This window comes from Actinoplanes sp. NPDC048988 (genome assembly GCF_043197815.1).
In the GTDB taxonomy this organism is placed as follows: domain Bacteria; phylum Actinomycetota; class Actinomycetes; order Mycobacteriales; family Micromonosporaceae; genus Actinoplanes.
In genome coordinates, this window is record NZ_JBICTW010000017.1 from 205,415 (window position 1) to 223,484 (window position 18,070).

At 68.9% G+C, this 18,070-nt stretch carries 17 protein-coding genes; 10 read left to right on the forward strand and 7 right to left on the reverse strand.

All coding sequences use genetic code 11. From position 1 onward, the window contains the following. The first annotated feature begins 107 nt into the window (after nt 1-107). From ACGFJ7_RS37815 to ACGFJ7_RS37845, 7 genes are all read left to right on the forward strand, one after another. Entirely contained in the window at nt 108-407 is a 300-nt protein-coding gene (locus tag ACGFJ7_RS37815) for a YbaB/EbfC family nucleoid-associated protein (protein ID WP_360248267.1), read from the forward strand. A 4-nt stretch (nt 408-411) separates the two neighbouring features. Next, nucleotides 412-1,005, forward strand: a complete 594-nt coding sequence (gene recR / locus ACGFJ7_RS37820; RefSeq protein ID WP_097317503.1) for a recombination mediator RecR — start codon at nt 412-414, stop codon at nt 1,003-1,005. A 408-nt stretch (nt 1,006-1,413) separates the two neighbouring features. Continuing rightward, complete coding sequence (locus ACGFJ7_RS37825) at nt 1,414-2,415, forward strand: ABC transporter permease (RefSeq protein ID WP_360247371.1); 1,002 nt, start codon at nt 1,414-1,416, stop codon at nt 2,413-2,415. 63 nt (nt 2,416-2,478) lie between these two features. Further along, complete coding sequence (locus ACGFJ7_RS37830) at nt 2,479-4,248, forward strand: ABC transporter substrate-binding protein (protein WP_360247369.1); 1,770 nt, start codon at nt 2,479-2,481, stop codon at nt 4,246-4,248. A 118-nt stretch (nt 4,249-4,366) separates the two neighbouring features. After that, the gene (locus tag ACGFJ7_RS37835) at nt 4,367-5,368 is read left to right on the forward strand and encodes an ABC transporter permease (RefSeq protein WP_360247367.1); all 1,002 of its coding nucleotides are present in this window, start codon (nt 4,367-4,369) and stop codon (nt 5,366-5,368) included. A gap of 11 nt (nt 5,369-5,379) precedes the next feature. Next, entirely contained in the window at nt 5,380-6,420 is a 1,041-nt protein-coding gene (locus tag ACGFJ7_RS37840) for an ABC transporter ATP-binding protein (protein WP_360247365.1), read from the forward strand. A gap of 16 nt (nt 6,421-6,436) precedes the next feature. Next, nucleotides 6,437-7,474 (forward strand): dipeptide ABC transporter ATP-binding protein, encoded by a 1,038-nt coding sequence (locus ACGFJ7_RS37845; protein ID WP_360247363.1) that lies wholly within the window; start codon nt 6,437-6,439, stop codon nt 7,472-7,474. A 56-nt stretch (nt 7,475-7,530) separates the two neighbouring features. On the opposite strand, the gene ACGFJ7_RS37850 is transcribed toward ACGFJ7_RS37845, so the two are convergent. The 6 genes from ACGFJ7_RS37850 to ACGFJ7_RS37875 all read right to left on the reverse strand — a co-directional run bounded on the left by ACGFJ7_RS37850 (nt 7,531) and on the right by ACGFJ7_RS37875 (nt 13,762). After that, entirely contained in the window at nt 7,531-9,000 is a 1,470-nt protein-coding gene (locus tag ACGFJ7_RS37850) for a calcium-binding protein (RefSeq protein WP_392646775.1), read from the reverse strand. Continuing rightward, complete coding sequence (locus ACGFJ7_RS37855) at nt 8,997-10,013, reverse strand: calcium-binding protein (RefSeq protein ID WP_360247359.1); 1,017 nt, start codon at nt 10,011-10,013, stop codon at nt 8,997-8,999. The genes ACGFJ7_RS37850 and ACGFJ7_RS37855 overlap by 4 nt, the downstream gene beginning before the upstream one ends. Nucleotides 10,014-10,097: 84 nt before the next feature. Next, nucleotides 10,098-10,367 carry a hypothetical protein gene (locus tag ACGFJ7_RS37860; RefSeq protein ID WP_360247357.1) on the reverse strand — a complete coding sequence of 90 codons (270 nt, stop codon included), beginning with the start codon at nt 10,365-10,367 and terminating at the stop codon, nt 10,098-10,100. Beyond that, a complete protein-coding gene (locus ACGFJ7_RS37865) occupies nt 10,367-11,014 on the reverse strand; it encodes an HNH endonuclease family protein (RefSeq protein ID WP_360247355.1) in 648 nt (215 codons plus the stop codon). Before ACGFJ7_RS37865 ends, ACGFJ7_RS37860 begins: the two co-directional genes overlap by 1 nt. A 74-nt stretch (nt 11,015-11,088) precedes the next feature. Then, nucleotides 11,089-12,813 (reverse strand): 2-isopropylmalate synthase, encoded by a 1,725-nt coding sequence (gene leuA / locus ACGFJ7_RS37870; protein WP_360247353.1) that lies wholly within the window; start codon nt 12,811-12,813, stop codon nt 11,089-11,091. A 184-nt stretch (nt 12,814-12,997) separates the two neighbouring features. Next, on the reverse strand, nt 12,998-13,762 hold the full coding sequence (locus ACGFJ7_RS37875) for a hypothetical protein (protein ID WP_360247351.1): 765 nt from the start codon (nt 13,760-13,762) through the stop codon (nt 12,998-13,000). A gap of 177 nt (nt 13,763-13,939) precedes the next feature. Here ACGFJ7_RS37875 and ACGFJ7_RS37880 point away from each other — a divergent pair, with 177 nt between their 5' ends. Further along, nucleotides 13,940-15,205, forward strand: a complete 1,266-nt coding sequence (locus tag ACGFJ7_RS37880) for an aspartate kinase (RefSeq protein WP_360248265.1) — start codon at nt 13,940-13,942, stop codon at nt 15,203-15,205. A gap of 11 nt (nt 15,206-15,216) precedes the next feature. Next, complete coding sequence (locus ACGFJ7_RS37885; RefSeq protein WP_392646778.1) at nt 15,217-16,272, forward strand: aspartate-semialdehyde dehydrogenase; 1,056 nt, start codon at nt 15,217-15,219, stop codon at nt 16,270-16,272. Nucleotides 16,273-16,290: 18 nt separating this feature from the next. On the opposite strand, the gene pyrE is transcribed toward ACGFJ7_RS37885, so the two are convergent. After that, complete coding sequence (gene pyrE / locus ACGFJ7_RS37890; RefSeq protein ID WP_360247347.1) at nt 16,291-16,815, reverse strand: orotate phosphoribosyltransferase; 525 nt, start codon at nt 16,813-16,815, stop codon at nt 16,291-16,293. A 92-nt stretch (nt 16,816-16,907) separates the two neighbouring features. Between pyrE and ACGFJ7_RS37895 the strand changes: the two genes are divergently transcribed. Further along, nucleotides 16,908-18,068: an FIST N-terminal domain-containing protein gene (locus tag ACGFJ7_RS37895; RefSeq protein WP_360247345.1), complete on the forward strand. Its 1,161-nt coding sequence runs from the start codon at nt 16,908-16,910 to the stop codon at nt 18,066-18,068. Nucleotides 18,069-18,070: the final 2 nt, after the last annotated feature.

Consider the following 18,070-nt stretch of genomic DNA (forward strand, 5'->3'; position numbering starts at 1 on the left):
GGCGGTTACCCGGCGAGCCCGTCGGTTATTGACGGGTGTCGGGCTTTGACATGTAGTGCGACGGGACTTTGAGGAGCGGTGCGATGCGCCCCGGTGGACAGCCGAACATGCAGCAGATCATGAAGCAGGCGCAGAAGATGCAGGAGCAGGTCGCCAAGGCGCAGGCCGAGCTGGCCGCGGCCGAGCTGACCGGCACGGCCGGCGGTGGGCTGGTCTCTGTGGTCGTCACGGGTCTGGGCGAGTACAAGTCGGTCAAGATCGACCCCAAGGCGGTCGACCCGGAGGACGTGGAGACGCTGGAGGACCTGATCCTCGCGGCCATCCACAACGCCGCCGAGGCGCAGCGGGAGCTCACCGAGGAAAAGATGGGCCCGGCCACCGGCGGCCTGAGCCTTCCGGGGTTCTGATCGCGTGTACGAGGGTGCCATCCAGGACCTGATCGACGAGCTGGGGCGGCTGCCGGGCGTGGGCCCGAAAAGCGCCCAGCGGATCGCCTTCCACGTCCTCTCCGCCGACCCGGCCGACGTCAACCGGCTCTCCACCGCGCTGCGCAAGGTGAAGGAGCTGGTGCGGTTCTGCACGACCTGCTTCAACGTGGCCGAGGCCGAGCAGTGCCGGGTCTGCCGGGACCCTCGCCGGACCAACGAGGTCCTCTGCGTCGTCGAGGAACCCAAAGACGTCGTGGCCATCGAGCGGACCGGCGAGTTCCGCGGGCGCTACCACGTGCTCGGCGGGGCCATCAACCCGCTCGAGGGCATCGGGCCGGACAACCTGCGCATCCGTGAACTGCTCATGCGGCTGGGTACGGGCGAGGTCAAGGAGTTGATTCTCGCCACAGACCCGAACACCGAGGGTGAGGCCACGGCGACTTATCTGGCACTGATGGTCAAGCCGATGGGGATCACTGTCACACGACTGGCAAGTGGTCTGCCAGTTGGTGGTGACCTGGAGTATGCGGACGAGATTACTCTGGGTCGCGCTTTTGAGGGCCGCAGAACGGTGTGACGGTACATACCGTGATCGTATGGTCACGGGGCGATAGCATTTTGGCCCGGATTCGCTCCTTACTGCCCTTCTACACGGTAGTTTCCGATTGGTCGGCGCCGCAGGTCACGGTCACATCACGACGGGGACACGGAACTGTTCGTGTGCAGTCAGTGAACTTGACCTGAAGCACCGCATTAGGTGAGTGTTCCTATCCGATGGCGGCACACCCGCCGTCGAGTGCCTTCGTGGCCGGAGTCTGATCTGACCCAGGCGACGAGGGTAGGCACTCGAGGCATGCGATAACCGATCGGTTGCCGTTCGCTGCGTGGGCCATCGTCCTCCGGTCTCACGGGTCCTCGCCGGATCCTGTGCCGGGTGGCCGTGGACTCATGCACGTCCGGCCGCCGGGGAAGGACCGGCGCTTAGATGTCGCTTGGCCCAGAGGCGTCGGTCACCGACGAGACGACCCCGCCTACCGCCGACGCGGCCGACCGCCCTGGCGAGAAAGCGATCGCTGGACGATCGCTGAAGCAGATCGCCTGGCGGCGCCTGAAGAAGGACAAGGTGGCGATCGCCGGCGCGTGCGTCGTCATCCTCCTGATCTTCGTCGCGATTCTGGCCCCACTGCTGATCAAGTGGTTCGGTCACCCGTACGACGAGCGCAACACCGAGGTGCTCGACCCGACCCTGAGCACGCCGCTCGGCCGGCTCGGCGGCATCAGCTGGGACTACCTGCTCGGCGTCGAGCCGCAGTCGGGCCGGGACATCTTCAGCCGCATCGTGTACGGCGCGCAGACCACCCTGTCGGTCGCGTTCCTCTCGGCTTTCGTCTCGACCATCCTCGGCACGGTCTTCGGCCTGATGGCCGGCTTCCTCGGTGGCTGGGTCGACTCGGTGATCAGCCGGATCATGGACTTCCTGCTGGCCTTCCCGCAGCTGCTGTTCGCGATCGCCCTGCTCTCCGTCCTGCCGGACGAGTTCCTGGGGCTCGGCGACCGCTGGTCGCGGGTGTTCGTTCTCGTCGGAGTCATCGGCTTCTTCGGCTGGCCGTACATCGGCCGTATCGTCCGCGGCCAGACGCTGTCCCTGCGCGAACGCGAGTTCGTGGAAGCGTCCCGCAGCATGGGCGCCCGGTCCGGCCGCATCCTCTTCCGTGAGCTGCTGCCCAACCTGGCCGCGCCGATCCTCGTCTACACGACGCTGATCATTCCGACCAACATCCTGACCGAGGCCGCGTTGAGCTTCCTCGGCGTCGGCATCCCTCCGCCGAACCCGTCGTGGGGTGGCATGTTGTCGGACGCGGTGAACTTCTACTCGATCGACCCCATGTACATGATCATCCCGGGTGGCGTCATCTTCATCACCGTGCTCGCCTTCAACCTCTTCGGTGACGGCCTGCGCGACGCACTCGACCCGAAGGCTCGCTGAGTCTTCCGGACGAAGTACCACCGCGGACCGGCCGGGTTCGCTTTCGAGAAGGTAGGAGATCAGGTGGCACGCAAGACAAGGGCGCTGGCGGCGTCAGGCGTCGCCCTCGCGCTCGGGCTGACCACCGCCGCGTGCGGTGGCGGCTCGGACAGCAATAGCAGCAGCACCTCGAGCGGCAAGTCGGAGTTCAACGCGGCCGCTACCAGTGTGGTCAACGCCAGCGACAAAAAGGGCGGCACGCTGAACCTGTGGACGTCGCAGGACGCCGACAGCTGGGACCCGGCGCGTGGCTACTACGCGTTCGTCTGGAACCTCAACCGCCTCTACACCCGCAAGCTGGTGGACTACTCCGGCAAGCCGGGCAAGGACGGCCTGAAGCTCCAGCCCGACCTGGCCGAGGCCGAGCCGCAGATCAGCGCCGACAAGCTGACCTACACCTTCAAGCTGCGCAGCGGCCTGAAGTGGGACGACGGCGCCCCGATCACGTCGAAGGACGTCAAGTACGGCATCGAGCGCGTCTGGGCGACCGACGTGATCAACGGTGGCCCGTACTACCTGCCGAACGTCCTCGACCAGGGCCAGAAGTACCCCGGCCCGTACAAGGACACCGACCCCAACAAGCTGGGTCTGAAGTCGGTCACCACGCCGGACGACAGCACGATCATCTTCAAGCTGGCCAAGCCGTACTCGGACTTCCTCTACCTGCTGGCCATGCCGGGCTCCGGCCCGGTGCCGCAGAAGCGGGACACCGGCGCGCAGTACGGCTCGAAGCCGGCGGCCTCGGGTCCGTACATGTTCAAGGAGATCCAGCCGGGCAAGAGCGTCTCCTGGGTCCGCAACCCCAACTGGGACCAGGCGACCGACCCGATCCGCAAGGCTCTGCCGGACGCGATCAACCTGACCATCACCACCAACGCCAACGACCTGGACAACCGTCTGCTCTCGGGCACGGCTGACCTCGACGTCGGCCAGACGGGTGTGCAGGCGGCGGCTCGTACCAAGCTGCTGACCGACGCCAACCTGAAGAAGAACGCGGACGCCCCGAACACCGGCTTCCTGCGCTTCGCCGACATGACCCCGGTCGCGCCGCTGAACAACCCCGACTGCCGCAAGGCCGTCATCTACGCGGCCGACCCGACGTCGCTCCAGGCCGCTCGCGGTGGCGAGTTCGCCGGTGGCGACATCGGCACCAGCGTCCTGCCGCCGAACATCGCCGGCTCGGACGCGAACTACGACCCGTACAACCGCAAGCAGGGCAAGCCGCAGGTCGACAAGGCCAAGGAGGCCCTCGCCGCCTGTGGTCAGCCGAACGGCTTCAACGTGACCATCGCCGCCCGTAACAACCGGGACGCCGAGGTCAAGACGGCTGAGGCCCTGCAGGCCTCGCTCAAGGCGGTCGGCATCACTGCCAAGATCGACCAGTACGACGGTGCGCAGGACTCGGCCATCGGTGGTTCGCCGGAGATCGTGAAGAAGCGCGGTTACGGCATCATCATCACCGGTTGGGGCGCGGACTACCCGACGGGCGCCGGCTACATGCAGCCGCTGGCCGACAGCCGGTTCATCACGAAGAACGGCAACTTCAACCGGGCCGAGATCAAGGACCCGGCGATCGACAAGCTGTTCGACGACGCCGCCGCCGAGACCGACCCCGAGAAGGCCGCGGCCATCTACACCCAGATCAACCAGAAGATCATGGAGGGTGCGTACGTGCTGCCCTTCGTGGTCGACAAGGCGCTGAACTACCGCAACCCGCGGCTGACCAACGCCTACGTTCACGAGGCCTTCGGCATGCTCGACTTCCAGGCCCTCGGCACCAGCGACGGCAAGTAACGTTGCTCCACCCCAAGTAACAACGGGTAATTCGAAGGGTTGGTGAAGGCCGCCCCCGGCGGGCGGGTATCGGTTTCCGCGAGGACTCCGGTGCCCGCCCGTCCCTCGGCCGAATGTCGTGCTGGCATACATCGTTCGTCGCTTGTTCAACGCGATCGTCACGCTGCTCGTGGTGACCGCGGTGACCTTCGCGATCTTCTTTGCGATTCCTAAGGCCACCGGTAGTGATCCGGCGCTGCTCTATATCGGTAAGCAGTCGGACCCGGCCGCGATCGAGGGCATCCGGCAGAAGATGGGCTTCGACGATCCGATCGTCGTGCAGTACGGCAAGTTCCTCAAGGGCATCGTGGCCGGCCGGGACTACGCCAGCGGCCCGGACGTCACCCACTGCCCGGCGCCCTGCCTGGGCTACTCGTTCGCGACCGACCAGGAAGTCACCCCGCTGCTGCTGGAGGACCTTCCGGTCACCCTGTCGCTGGCCCTGGGCGCCGCGATCCTGTGGCTCATCATCGGCATCTCCTTCGGTGTGATCTCCGCGCTCCGAAGAGGCTCGTTCATCGACCGCGCGGCGATGACCACCGCGTTGGCGGGCGTCTCGCTACCGGTCTACTTCACCGGTCTGCTCTCCTCGGCGATCTTCGTGTACTGGCTGCAATGGCTACCGCAGGGCCAGTACGTGCCGTTCACCGAGAGTCCGGCCGACTGGTTCACCAACCTGCTGCTGCCGTGGATCACGCTCGCCTTCCTGTTCGCGGCGACGTACGCACGACTCACCCGGGCCAACATGCTCGAGACCCTCGGTGAGGACTACGTGCGTACCGCCCGGGCCAAGGGTTTGACCGAGCGGGTCGTCATCGGCAAGCACGCCCTGCGGTCGGGTCTGACCCCGATCGTCACCGTCTTCGGCCTGGACCTCGGCGCGCTGCTCGGCGGCGCCGTCCTCACCGAGACGGTCTTCAACCTCCGCGGCCTCGGCTACCAGGCCTTGACCGCGATCCGGCAGAACGACCTGCCGATCATTCTCGGTGTAACGTTGATCGCCGCGTTCTTCATCGTCTTCGCGAACCTGATCGTGGACCTGGTCTACGGCTGGATCGACCCGCGCGTCCGGCTGGCCTGAGGGAGAGTCACGTGTCCATCGGCGCCACCAACGCCCGTCCGTTCCTCGAGATCAAGGACCTCAACGTCCGCTTCGAGACCGATGACGGCATCGTCCAGGCCGTCACCGGCTCGTCGTTCAGCCTGGAGAAGGGACAGACCCTCGGCATCGTGGGCGAGTCCGGCTCCGGCAAGAGCGTGACCTCGCTGGCGGTCCTCGGCCTGCACCGCACCCGCAGCAACGCCAAGGTCTCCGGCGAGATCTGGCTCGACGACCAGGAACTCGTCTCCGCCACCGATGAGCAGGTCCGCAAGCTGCGCGGCGGCAAGATGGCGATGATCTTCCAGGACCCGCTGAGCGCGATGCACCCGTACTTCACGGTCGGGTCGCAGATCGTCGAGGCGTACCGGGTGCATCACCCCGGCGTGAACAAGAAGGTCGCCCGGGAGCGGGCGATCGACATGCTCGCCCGGGTCGGCATCCCGCAGCCGGAACGCCGCTTCAACGACTACGCGCACCAGTTCTCCGGTGGTATGCGCCAGCGCGCGATGATCGCGATGGCGCTGGTCAACGACCCGGCGCTGCTGATCGCGGACGAGCCGACGACCGCGCTCGACGTGACCGTGCAGGCGCAGATCCTCGACCTGATCCGCGACCTGCAGGAGGAGTTCGGCTCCGCGGTCATCATGATCACCCACGACCTCGGCGTGGTGGCCGAGCTCGCCGACGAGGTCCTCGTGATGTACGGCGGCAAGGTGATCGAGAAGGGCCCGGCGGTCGACGTCTTCCAGCAGCCCCAGCACCCGTACACCTGGGGTCTCCTCGGCTCGATGCCGCGCCTCGACCGTGAGGTGCGCGACCGGCTCAACCCGGTCAAGGGCTCACCGCCCAGCCTGATCAACCTGCCCGACGGCTGCGCCTTCAACCCGCGCTGCCCGTACGCCGGACGCAACGGCAACCGGTCCTTCACCGAGGTGCCGGAGCTGCGCGGCGACATCCACAAGGTCGCCTGTCACCTGCCGGCGGAGGATCGTACGAAGATCTTCCAGCAGGAAGTGCTACCCAACCTCTGAGCATGGAGTGATTTAGATGAGCGAGAACCTGCTCGAGGTGAAGGGGCTGGAGAAGCACTTCCCGATCACGAAGGGCCTGTTCAAGCGTCAGGTCGGTGCCGTACGAGCGGTCGACGGCATCGACATCGGGGTCAAGCCCGGCGAGACGCTGGGCCTGGTCGGCGAGTCCGGCTGCGGCAAGTCGACCACCGGCCGGCTCTTCACCCGCATCCTGGAACCGACCAGTGGCACGATCACCTTCGAGGGTGAGGACATCAGCCACAAGTCGGTCACCCAGCTGCGCCCGCTGCGCCGCGACGTCCAGATGATCTTCCAGGACCCGTACTCGTCGCTGAACCCGCGGCACACGGTCGGCGCGATCGTCTCGGCGCCGCTGCAGATCCAGGACATCCCGACCCCGCAGGGCCTCAAGAAGGCCGTGCAGGAGCTGCTGGAGCTCGTCGGCCTCAACCCGGAGCACTACAACCGGTACCCGCACGAGTTCTCCGGCGGTCAGCGCCAGCGCATCGGCATCGCCCGGGCGCTCGCCCTGCGGCCCAAGCTGATCATCGCGGACGAGCCGGTCTCGGCCCTCGACGTGTCGATCCAGGCCCAGGTCGTCAACCTGCTGGACGACCTTCAGCGCGAATTCGACCTGACGTACGTCTTCATCGCGCACGACCTGTCGGTGGTGCGCCACATCTCGGACCGCGTCGCGGTGATGTACCTGGGCAAGGTCGTCGAGGTGGCGGAGCGGGACGATCTCTACAAGAACCCGCGCCACCCGTACACCGTCGCCCTGATGTCGGCCGTGCCGGTGCCCGACCCGGTCCGGCGTGACCGGGCGCAGCGCGACCGCGTGCTGCTCACCGGCGACGTGCCGAGCCCGATCAACCCGCCGTCGGGTTGCCGGTTCCGGACCCGCTGCTGGAAGGCGCAGGACATCTGCGCCACGGAGGAGCCGCCGCTGGTCACGCGGCTCGACGACCCGGCCAGCCACCTCACCGCCTGCCACTTCCCGGTGGTCGAGGACGAGACCGTCGCGGGTCGCCGTCCGGCGGCGACTCCCGCCTGATTCAGCCGTACGCAGGAAGGGCCGCTCCCGTCGAGGGAGCGGCCCTTCCTTTTGTTCTAGTAGCGGTCGACCGTCTCGCATTTGCTGATGGCGTCGCCGAGATCGGCGGAACAGCGGTCACCCGTTCCGGTGCCCGCGTCCACGTGGTCATCCCGGTCGAGGTCGTACGTGGTGATCTGGTCGTCGCCGGCGTCCCCGCCGATGTAGTTCAGGCCGTCGAAGGCGCTGATGACGTCGTTGCCGGCCCCACCGCGTACGACGTTGTTGCCGCCGCCGGCGTCGATGGTGTTGGCGGCCGCGTTGCCGGTGATCCGGTCGCTTCCGGCGCCACCGACCACGTCCTCGACGTCGGCTCCGACGGTGTCGCGTTCCCCGGCCTGGCCGTCGTCGCCGGCGGCACCGTCCAGGTCGATGGTGAGCGGCCGGGTGTAGGAGCTGTAGTCGACGGTGTCGCGGCCCGGCCCGCCGAGCAGGGTGTCGGCGGCGACCGGGTACATGTCGAGCCATTCGTCGCCGTGGAGCAGGTCGTTGCCGGTGGCGCCGCTGACGTAGTCACGTCCCGGACCGCCGCTGAGGATGTCGTCGCCCGCGCCGCCCCCGATCACGTCATTGCCCGGCCCGCCGTCGAGCCAGTCCCGCCGGGCCGTGCCGGTCAGCCGGTCGTTGCCGTATCCGCCGAGGATGCCCTCGACCGAGGTGCTGATCGTGTCGTGTTCGCCGGCCCGGCCGTCGTCGCGGCGTACGCCGTCGGCGTCGGCGACGATCGGCTTGCTCAGCATCTCGTAGCTCACGTAGTCGTGGCCCGTTCCGCCGATGAAGTTGTCCGCGTCCGGCGCTCCGGACTCGTCCTCCTGCCGGATCTGATCGTCGCCCGGTCCGGCGTCGTAGGTGTCGTTCCCACGGTCGGCGTAGAGCATGTCATTGCCGTTGCCGCCGTACACCCGGTCGGTGCCGAACCCGTCGTCCATGACGTCGTGGCCGTTGCCCCCGTACAACGTGTCGTTGCCCTCGTCGGCCCGCACGCTGTCGTTGCCGTCGCCACCGGAGACGGTGTCGTTGCCCGCCCGGCCCTCGACGGTGTCGTTGCCGCCCAGGCCCCAGATCGCGTCGTTTCCGGCATCGCCCTCCAGGAGGTCGGCCCGGGAACCGCCGGTGATCCGGTCGGCGCCGGCGCCACCCCGCACCGTGATGGCGACGTCGGTCCGGTTGACCAGGGTGTCGTTCTTCGGGCCGAACTGGACCCGGATGCGAGACGGGTTGACCTTGAGCGCGCAGCGGACCTTCGTGCCGTCGACCTTGGCGCAGCCGGCGCCGGCCGTGATCCCGACGACGTCGTCGACCACGATCGTGCGCCCGGAGCGGGTGATCGACACGTTGTGGGCCCGGCTCGAGGTGTCGACCAGCGCCACGATCGACTTGCCGACCACGTACACCTTGCCCTTGACCGCCGCGTCAGCCGGCGGCGCGACCATCACGGACGCGGCCACGGCGGCGCCGCCGATGACGGTCGCGGCGAGGCGCCTCATGACGCCTCGCAAGCCACGACGGTGTCACCACTGGCCCGCTCGCACTGGTCGGTGCCGGCCCCGCCGTTGACGGAGTCGCGGCCCGTGCCACCGATCAGGAGATCGTTGCCGGCGGCGCCGGTGAGGACGTCGTGGCCGCCCTCGCCGTACAGGTAGTCGGCCCGCGGCGTCCCGATCAGGCGGTCGTTGCCGTAGCCGCCCATGATGGCCTCGACCGTCGTGCTGATCGTGTCGCGCTCGCCCGGCACGCCGTCGTCACCGCGGACGGAGTCGGCGTCGGCGGTCACCGGCTTGGTGCGGAAGACGTACGAGACCGTGTCGAACCCGGCGCCGCCCACGAAGGTGTCCGCGTCGGCGCGGTTCGGGTTGTCGTTCTGGGAGAAGTGGTCGTTGCCGGGGCCGCCGTCCTCCACGTCGTTGCCGAGGAAGCCGTTGAGCTCGTCGTGGCCGTTGCCGCCGTACAGCCGGTCGTTGCCCCAGCCGCCGACGACGACGTCGTCACCGTCACCACCGGACAGGGCGTTGGCGCCGTCCGGGTCGCTGATGTCGTCGTTGCCGGCCAGGCCCCAGATCGCGTCCGACCCGGCGTTGCCGTCGATGATGTCGCGCCGGGAACCGCCGGTGATCCGGTCGTTGCCGGCCCCGCCGTTCGCGGTCATCGACACGTCGGTCCGGTTGACCAGGATGTCGTTGTAGCCACCGAGGACCACGCGGAGCCAGGTCGGGTTGGCTTTCAGGGTGCAGCGGGCCCTGGTGCGGTCACCCTTGACCGCCACGCAGCCCTTCCCGGCCTTGACCGGTACGGAGTCGTCGACCGTGATCGTGCGGCCGGAGCGGGTGATGCCGACGTTGTGCCGGGCGGTGCCGCGATCGGCCACGTAGGCCACGACTGTCGACCGCTCGACGGAGACGGTGCCGATCGTGGCGGCTTGGGCCGGCGCGGCCACGGCGCCGGCGGAGAGGGTGGCGGCCACGGGAATGACGATCCGGGCCGGCCAGGGGGAACGACGCATGTGCACCTCGGAGGGGGGAGACGCGGTTCCGAAGAGCATAGGACGGTACGGACCCGTTCTGCTGGCCCGTACCGCCCACGAAGATCAACCTTCCGGCCGGTTCAGGATGCCCGATACGACATTGTGGATCGCCTCGGCGTCCGCCGGGTCCTTGAGGGACGCCTTGGCGCCCGTGACCGTGTACCACTCGCCGGCGTCCTTGTACTGGACCCGGACCACGGCGTCGGTTCCGGTGAGCTCGGTGCGCAGCGTCAGGTCGCCGGTCACGACGCCGACCTCGTCGGTCATCACCCCTCCGGGACCGGCCACGATGTCGGTGGTCGGTGCGGCGGCAGCGGGCTGGGGCTCGGTCATCAGCACTTCCTCAACATGTCGTCGAGCGCGGACTTCTCCTTGTCGGTGACCGTGAGTTTCCACTTGGACTTCACGGCGATCCAGTCTTTCGCGTATTCGCACCAACTGCTGGTTTGCGACGGTTTCCAGGTCGACGGGTCCTGGTCGCCCTTGGACCGGTTCGAGCTGGCCGAGACCGCGATCAGCTGCGGGTCGTCCAGGTCGTTGGCGAAGTCGCCGCGCTTGGCGGTCGTCCACTTCGAGGCGCCCGAGCGCCAGGCGTTGGCCAGCGGCACCATGTGGTCGATGTCGACCTTGGTCGGCGAGTTCAGGACCTGGCCGTCGTAGAAGCTGGTCCAGGTGCCGGCGACGACGTTGCAACCAGAGAACTTGACGTTCTTGCCGTCCCGCTTCAGGACCGAGTCGCGCACGTCGCAGTTGGAGCCGGTGTCGCGCCAGTGCGGGAACTCCTCCCGCTTGTAACCGGCCATCGAACCGGCCTTGGCCACGGTCAGCTTGCTGAGCTGGGCCGAGGCGTCCTTGGCGGAACTCGGCTTGGACGTCGACCCCGTGGGCCCGGAATCGGACGAGGGCGGGACGGAGACGGGCTCGCAGGCGGTCAGAGCGAGCAGGGCAGCGGCGAGAGCCAGCGGAATGCGAGGGGACACGTGCACCAGCGTAGGAGCGCGGCGCCCGCTCCGCTCAGCAAGATCAGCCGATGGGAGTAGGCGCCGCGGAAAACCTATCGAGCGCGGTTGATCGCGCTGTTCACCGCCTTGATCGAGGCGCTGACGATGTTCTCGTCGATGCCGACACCCCACAGTGTGCGGTCGCCCACCTCGACCTCGACGTACGCCGCGGCCTGGGCGTCGCCGCCGGAGGTCAGCGCGTGCTCCTGGTAGTCGAGCACCCGGGCCTTGATGCCCAGCGGCTCGATCGCCTGCACGAAGGCGTCGATCGGGCCGTTGCCGACGCCGACCAGCGGCCGCCGCTGACCGCGGTGGAAGACCTCGACGTCGACCTCGACCTTGCCGTCCACCGTCGACGTGCCGAAGTCGACGACCTTGAAGGCGGAGCCGAGCTGGTGCTCGACCAGGTACTCGGTGGCGAAGATGTCCCACATCTCCTGGGCGCTGACCTCGCCGCCCTCGGCGTCGGTGTGGTGCTGCACGACGCCGGAGAACTCGATCTGCAGCCGTCGCGGCATGTCGAGCTTGTGCTCTTCCTTCATGATGTACGCCACGCCGCCCTTGCCGGACTGCGAGTTGACCCGGATGACCGCCTCGTAGCTGCGGCCCAGGTCCTTCGGGTCGACCGGCAGGTAGGGCACGCCCCAGGTGAACTTGTCGATGTCGACACCGGCCGCGTCGGCGTCGGCCTGCAGGGCCGCGAAGCCCTTCTTGATCGCGTCCTGGTGCGATCCCGAGAAGGCGGTGTAGACCAGGTCGCCGACGTACGGGTGGCGCTCGTGCACGGGCAGCTGGTTGCAGTACTCGACGGCCCGCTTGATCTCGTCGATGTCGGAAAAGTTGATCATCGGGTCGATGCCCTGCGAGAACAGGTTGAGGCCCAGCGTGACCAGGTCGACGTTGCCGGTGCGCTCGCCGTTGCCGAACAGGCAGCCCTCGATGCGGTCGGCGCCGGCCAGCAGGCCCAGCTCGGCCGCGGCGACAGCGGTGCCGCGGTCGTTGTGCGGGTGCAGCGACAGCACCACCGACTCGCGCCGGGGCAGGTTGCGGTGCATCCACTCGATCGAGTCGGCGTACACGTTCGGGGTGGCCATCTCGACGGTGGCCGGCAGGTTGATGATCAGCGGGCGGTCCGGCGTGGGGTCGATCACGTCGATCACGGCCGAGCAGATCTCCAGCGCGTACTCCAGCTCGGTGCCCGTGTAGGACTCCGGCGAGTACTCGTAGAAGATCTCGGTGTCCGGGGTGTGGATCTCGGCGTACTTCTGGCACAGCCGCGCGCCGGTGGTGGCGATGTCGGTGATGCCGTCCTTGTCCAGGCCGAAGACGACCCGGCGCTGGAGTGTGGACGTCGAGTTGTAGAAGTGCACGATCGCGCGCTTGGCGCCGCGGATCGACTCGAACGTACGGTCGATCAGGTGCTCCCGGCACTGCACCAGTACCTGGATGGTGACGTCGTCGGGGATCAGGTCCTGCTCGATGAGCTGGCGGACGAAGTCGTAGTCGGTCTGGCTGGCGGCCGGGAAGCCGACCTCGATCTCCTTGTAGCCCATCTGGACCAGCAGCATGAACATGCGCCGCTTGCGCTCGGGCGACATCGGGTCGATCAGGGCCTGGTTGCCGTCGCGCAGATCGACGGCGCACCAGCGCGGCGCGGCCTCGACGTGCTTGGCCGGCCATTGCCGATCTTTCAGGTCAACGGCGAATTGCTTCTCGTACGGCACGTAGCGCTCGAACGGCATGGTGCTGGCGCGCTGCGACGCGAAGGGACTGGACATGTGGAACTGCTCCTAAGAGAGGGCGAGGCGAGGAAGGCGGCGCGCGTCAGCTCCGCGACGAGGTGCCGGCCTGGGATGGGGCCTCGTCGCGGCAGCTAAGAAGAAGGAACGCCTGCCACATGTCGGTTGCGACGTTACGCGCTCGATAACAGCGTGGCCAGCAAGACGCCCGGATCGTGGGAAGTCAGGCCGACGGCGCGACGGAAGGCTGGGCCGGCGGCGGCGGCGGTGCGTCCTGGCCCATCGGCGGCCCGGCCACCACGGCCCCCGGCAGCTGCACAGTGGCCGGCCCGGTCGACTCGCTGACCATCTTGAGGACGCCGAAGCCGACCCGGGCCGCGGTCAGCACGCCCTCGGCCGAGTAGCAGTAGATGCCGACGTCGACCGGGTCGGCCAGCGACGCGGCGGTCGAGTCGACCGAGAAGCAGTCGCCCTTGGCGCCGGACAGCGGCTGCACCTCGGTCACCGCGATCGCCGCCTCCCGGTCGGTGAAGACGGTCAGCCACTGCCGGAAGAGCCGCTGGACCTCGAGGTCGTAATCCTTGGGCACGCGCTTGCCGGCGTCGGCGAGCTTGACGCAGGTCGGGGTGATCGGGTTGGTCGCCGAGGAGATGCTGCACTGATAGACGCCGGTGGAGATCGAGACGAGCGACACGTCGGCCGTGCCGCCCAGCGCCCCGCCGCCGACGTCCACCTTCCACGTGCCGTCGGCGCCGACCGTGGCGACCACGTTGCGGACCTTCCCGCCGCCCTGGTCCAGCGTGTAGAGCGCCGCGTACGCCTTGTCCAGGGCCGCGGCGGCCCGGCCGGCGAGCGCCACCCGGGCGTCCTGCGTGCCCGTGGCCGGGGGCGGCGCCGAGGCCGACGGGCTGGGCGTGGTGGTGCCGCCCGCGGCGTCGCCGCACGCGCCGACGGCCGTCGCGAGGAGGACGGCGGCGGACAGAGGCATCAAGCGAGGGCGCACCGAGACATTCTCGCCTCCAACGGCCGTATCGCTCGGTCCGCACGTCGGCGTGTCGTGCGTGTCCCGGGTCGCGGCGCGCCGGATTCTGGGATCGCCTGTCGGCGTCCGAGGCGGTCACGGCTAGTGTGGTGGCGATTGTTCGACGCCAAGGATTGGATCGCCGTGGCACTGGTGGTGCAGAAATACGGGGGCTCGTCCGTCGCGACCGCCGAGCGGATCAAGCGGGTCGCCGAGCGGATCGTCGCCGCCCGCAAGGCCGGTGACGACGTCGTCGTCGTGGTCTCCGCGATGGGTGACACCACCGACGAGCTCATGGACCTCGCCAACCAGGTGAGCCCGCTGCCGCCCGGCCGCGAGCTCGACATGCTGCTCACCTCGGGCGAGCGCATCTCGATGGCGCTGCTGGCGATGGCCATCCACAACTTGGGGTACGAGGCCAGGTCGTACACGGGCTCGCAGGCCGGTGTGCTGACCACCTCGACCCATGGCAAGGCCCGGATCATCGACGTGACGCCCGGCCGCCTGCGCAGCGCGCTCGACGAGGGCGCGATCGCGATCGTGGCCGGCTTCCAGGGCGTCTCGCAGGACACCAAGGACATCACCACGCTCGGCCGCGGTGGCTCCGACACCACGGCGGTGGCGCTGGCCGCCGCCCTGCACGCCGACGTGTGTGAGATCTACACCGACGTGGACGGCGTCTTCACCGCCGACCCGCGCATCGTCCCCGACGCCAAGCACATCAAGCAGATCACGTACGAGGAGATGCTCGAGCTGGCCGCCGGTGGGGCGAAGGTGCTGATGTTGCGATGCGTGGAGTACGCGCGCCGCTTCAAGGTGCCCATCCACGTACGCTCTTCGTATTCCAACAAGCCCGGCACCCTGGTCACCGGATCGATGGAGGACCCTTCCGTGGAACAAGCGCTCATCACCGGGGTCGCACACGAGCGAAGCGAAGCCAAGATCACGATCGTCGGGGTGCCGGACGAGCCCGGCGCGGCCGGACGCATCTTCGAGACCGTGGCCTCCGCCGAGATCAACATCGACATGATCGTGCAGAACGTGTCGACCGAGGGCACCGGGCGTACGGACATCTCGTTCACCCTGCCCAAGGCCGACGGCCCGACCGCGATGACCGCGCTCGACAAGATCAAGGAGCAGGTGAAGTTCAAGAGCCTGCTCTTCGACGACCACGTGGGCAAGGTGTCCCTGATCGGCGCCGGCATGCGCTCGCACCCGGGCGTCGCGGCCTCCTTCTTCGCCTGCATCGGCGAGGCCGGCGTCAACATCGAGATGATCTCCACGTCGGAGATCCGGGTCTCGGTGGTCTGCCGTGACAGTGACCTCGACACCGCGGTCCGCGCCGTGCACGACCAGTTCGAACTGGGCGGCGGCGAGCAGGCGGTGGTCTACGCGGGCACCGGCCGGTAAGAACGCCTGCCATGGCGCAGCCCACGCTCGCCGTCGTCGGAGCCACCGGCTCCGTCGGTACGGTCATGCTCGAGCTGCTCTCCTCCCGGCGCAACGTCTGGGGTGAGATCCGGCTGATCGCCTCGTCGCGGTCGGCCGGCAAGCAGCTGGGCTGTCGCGGGGAGCAGCTCACGGTCGCCGAGCTCACACCCGAGGCGTTCGACGGCGTCGACGTCGCGATGTTCGACGTGCCCGACGACGTGTCGCGCGAGTGGGCGCCGATCGTGGCCGCCCGCGGCGTGACAGTCGTGGACAACTCGGCCGCGTTCCGGATGGAGCCCGAGGTGCCGCTCGTGGTCCCCGAGGTCAACCCCGAGGCGCTGCGGCACCGCCCGCGCGGCATCGTGGCCAACGCCAACTGCACGGTGATGGCCATGATCATGGCGATCGCGCCGCTGCACCGCGAGTACGGCCTGCGCGAGCTCGTGCTCGCCTCCTACCAGGCGGCCTCGGGCGCCGGTCAGTTCGGCGTGGACACCCTGCACGACCAGCTCAGCAAGGTGGCGGGCGACCGGCTGCTCGGCTCCCGGCCGGGCAACGTGCGCCAGGCCGTCGGCGACGATCTGGGTCCGTTCACAGCGCCCCTGGCGCTGAACGTGGTGCCCTGGTCGGGGGCGTTCGAGGCGCTCGGCTGGTCATCCGAGGAGCTGAAGCTCCGCAACGAGTCCCGCAAGATCCTGCAGATACCGGCGCTCAAGGTGTCGGCCACCTGCGTCCGCGTCCCGGTGGTCACCGGCCACTCGATCGCGGTGCACGCCGTGTTCGGCTCCGAGGTCGACGCCGAGGGCGCCCGCCAGGCGCTGCGCAACGCGCCCGGGGTGATCCTGGTCGACGACCCGGAGGCGGGCGAGTTCCCGATGCCGATCGACGCGGTCGGCACCGACCCGTCCTGGGTCGGCCGCATCCGCCGGGCCATGGACGACCCGCGGGCGCTCGACCTCTTCGTCACCGGCGACAACATGCGCAAGGGCGCGGCCCTCAACACCGTGCAGATCGCCGAGATGCTGGCCGCCGAGCTCTCGAAGTAGCCCGGCGGCCCGGGTCTTCTAGGCGGCGGCTTCGAGGTCGGCGCGGGTCAACAGCGCCCGCAGGGTGATGCCGTCGGCGGCCAGCGCCTCCGTGCCACCCTCCTGCCGGTCGATGACGCACAGCGCGTGGTCGACGTGCGCGCCCAGCTTGCGCAGCTCGTTGGTCGAGATGACGACCTGGCCGCCGGAGGTCACCACGTCCTCGACCACCAGCACCCGGCGGCCGGCCACCTCGGCGCCCTCGGCCAGCCGGGCCGTGCCGTACTTCTTGGCCTCTTTACGGACGAAGGCCGTCGGCAGGCCGGCGTGCCGGGCCACAGCGGTCACCACGGCGATGCCGCCCATCTCGAGACCGGCCAGCACCTCGGTGCCCTCGGGGATCAGCACGGCCATCTGCTCGGCCAGCTTGTCGAGCAGCACCGGATCGGCCTCGAACTGGTACTTGTCGAAGTACTCGGTCGCGGTCCGGCCCGAGCGCAGGACGAACTCGCCGGTCAGCCGGCTCACGGCGCGGACCTGCCGCGCAAGGTCAGAGTCACTCACAAGGGTCTAGCCTGTCAGGCCCGCCGGGGACGGACGACAGCACCCCACAAGCAACCACTCAGCAACCGACAAATCGTGCCGATCAGAGGATCATGCAGATCAACCCGCACCGTTGGTTCGGCGTGGGCCAGAGTGGCGCCCCCGACTCCGCCCAGGCGGGCGCCGAGGCGGCGCACGCAGCCGTGGGCGGGCGTACGGCCAAGGCGGTCCTCGTCTTCGCCTCCGCGAGCCACGATCTGCCGGCCCTGCTGGCCGCCGTGCGGGCCGAGGCCGGGCCGGCGGCCGAGATCGTCGGCTGCACCTCGATGGGCGAACTGGGCAGCGCCGGAGTCACCGACGGCGGGGTATCGGTCGCGGCTCTCGGCGGCGACGGGTTCACCGTGCGGGTGAAGGTGGCGCCGATCAACCCGTCCGACCCGCGGGCGGCCGGCGCCGCGGCGGCCGACGCCGTGCACGGCCTGCACGACGAGCACCAGGTGCTGATCCTGCTGTGCGAGGGCCTTTCCGGACGCCCGCACGAGATCGTCCGGGGCGCCTACTCGGCCCTCGGCGCGACGATTCCGCTGGTCGGCGGATTCTCGGCCGACGATCGGCGCTTCCAGCGGACCTTTCAGTTCTACGGCGACGAGGTGCTCAGCGGCGTGGTGATCGGCCTCGGGCTCGGCTCCGACGGCCCGATCGGCATCGGCGTCGCGCACGGCTGGCGGCGTATCGAGCCGCCCATGGTGGTCACCAAGAGCCACGGCCCGCACATCTACCAGCTCGACGACCAGCCGGCGCTGGACGTGCTGCTGCGGCGCAACGACTTCGACGGCTCGGCCGAGGAGTTCTTCGACCGGGGACGGCAGCTGCAGCCGCTCGGGCTCTCCCGGCGCAGCGGCGAGGACATCCGGGTGATCCACGCCGGGGACGACGCCGAGCGGTCGGTCTGGGGCACCGCCGACGTGCCGCAGGGCGCGCTGGTCTGGCTCATGGAGGGCGACCGGCAGGCCCTGCTGGACGGGACCACCCAGTCCTGCGCCGAGGCGGTCGCCCAGCTCGAGCCGCTGCCGCCGCTCGGCGTGCTCGCCTTCGACTGCGGTGGCCGCCGGGCCGGCCTGATCGAGGGCGGGCTGGACGCGGAGATGCGAGCGATGCACGCGGCCCTCGGCGACGCCCCGTACGCCGGCCTCTACACGCTGGGGGAGATCGCCCGGGTGCGCGGCGCGCTCGGCATGCACCATCTGACCCTCGTCACCCTCGCCCTGGCCTGACC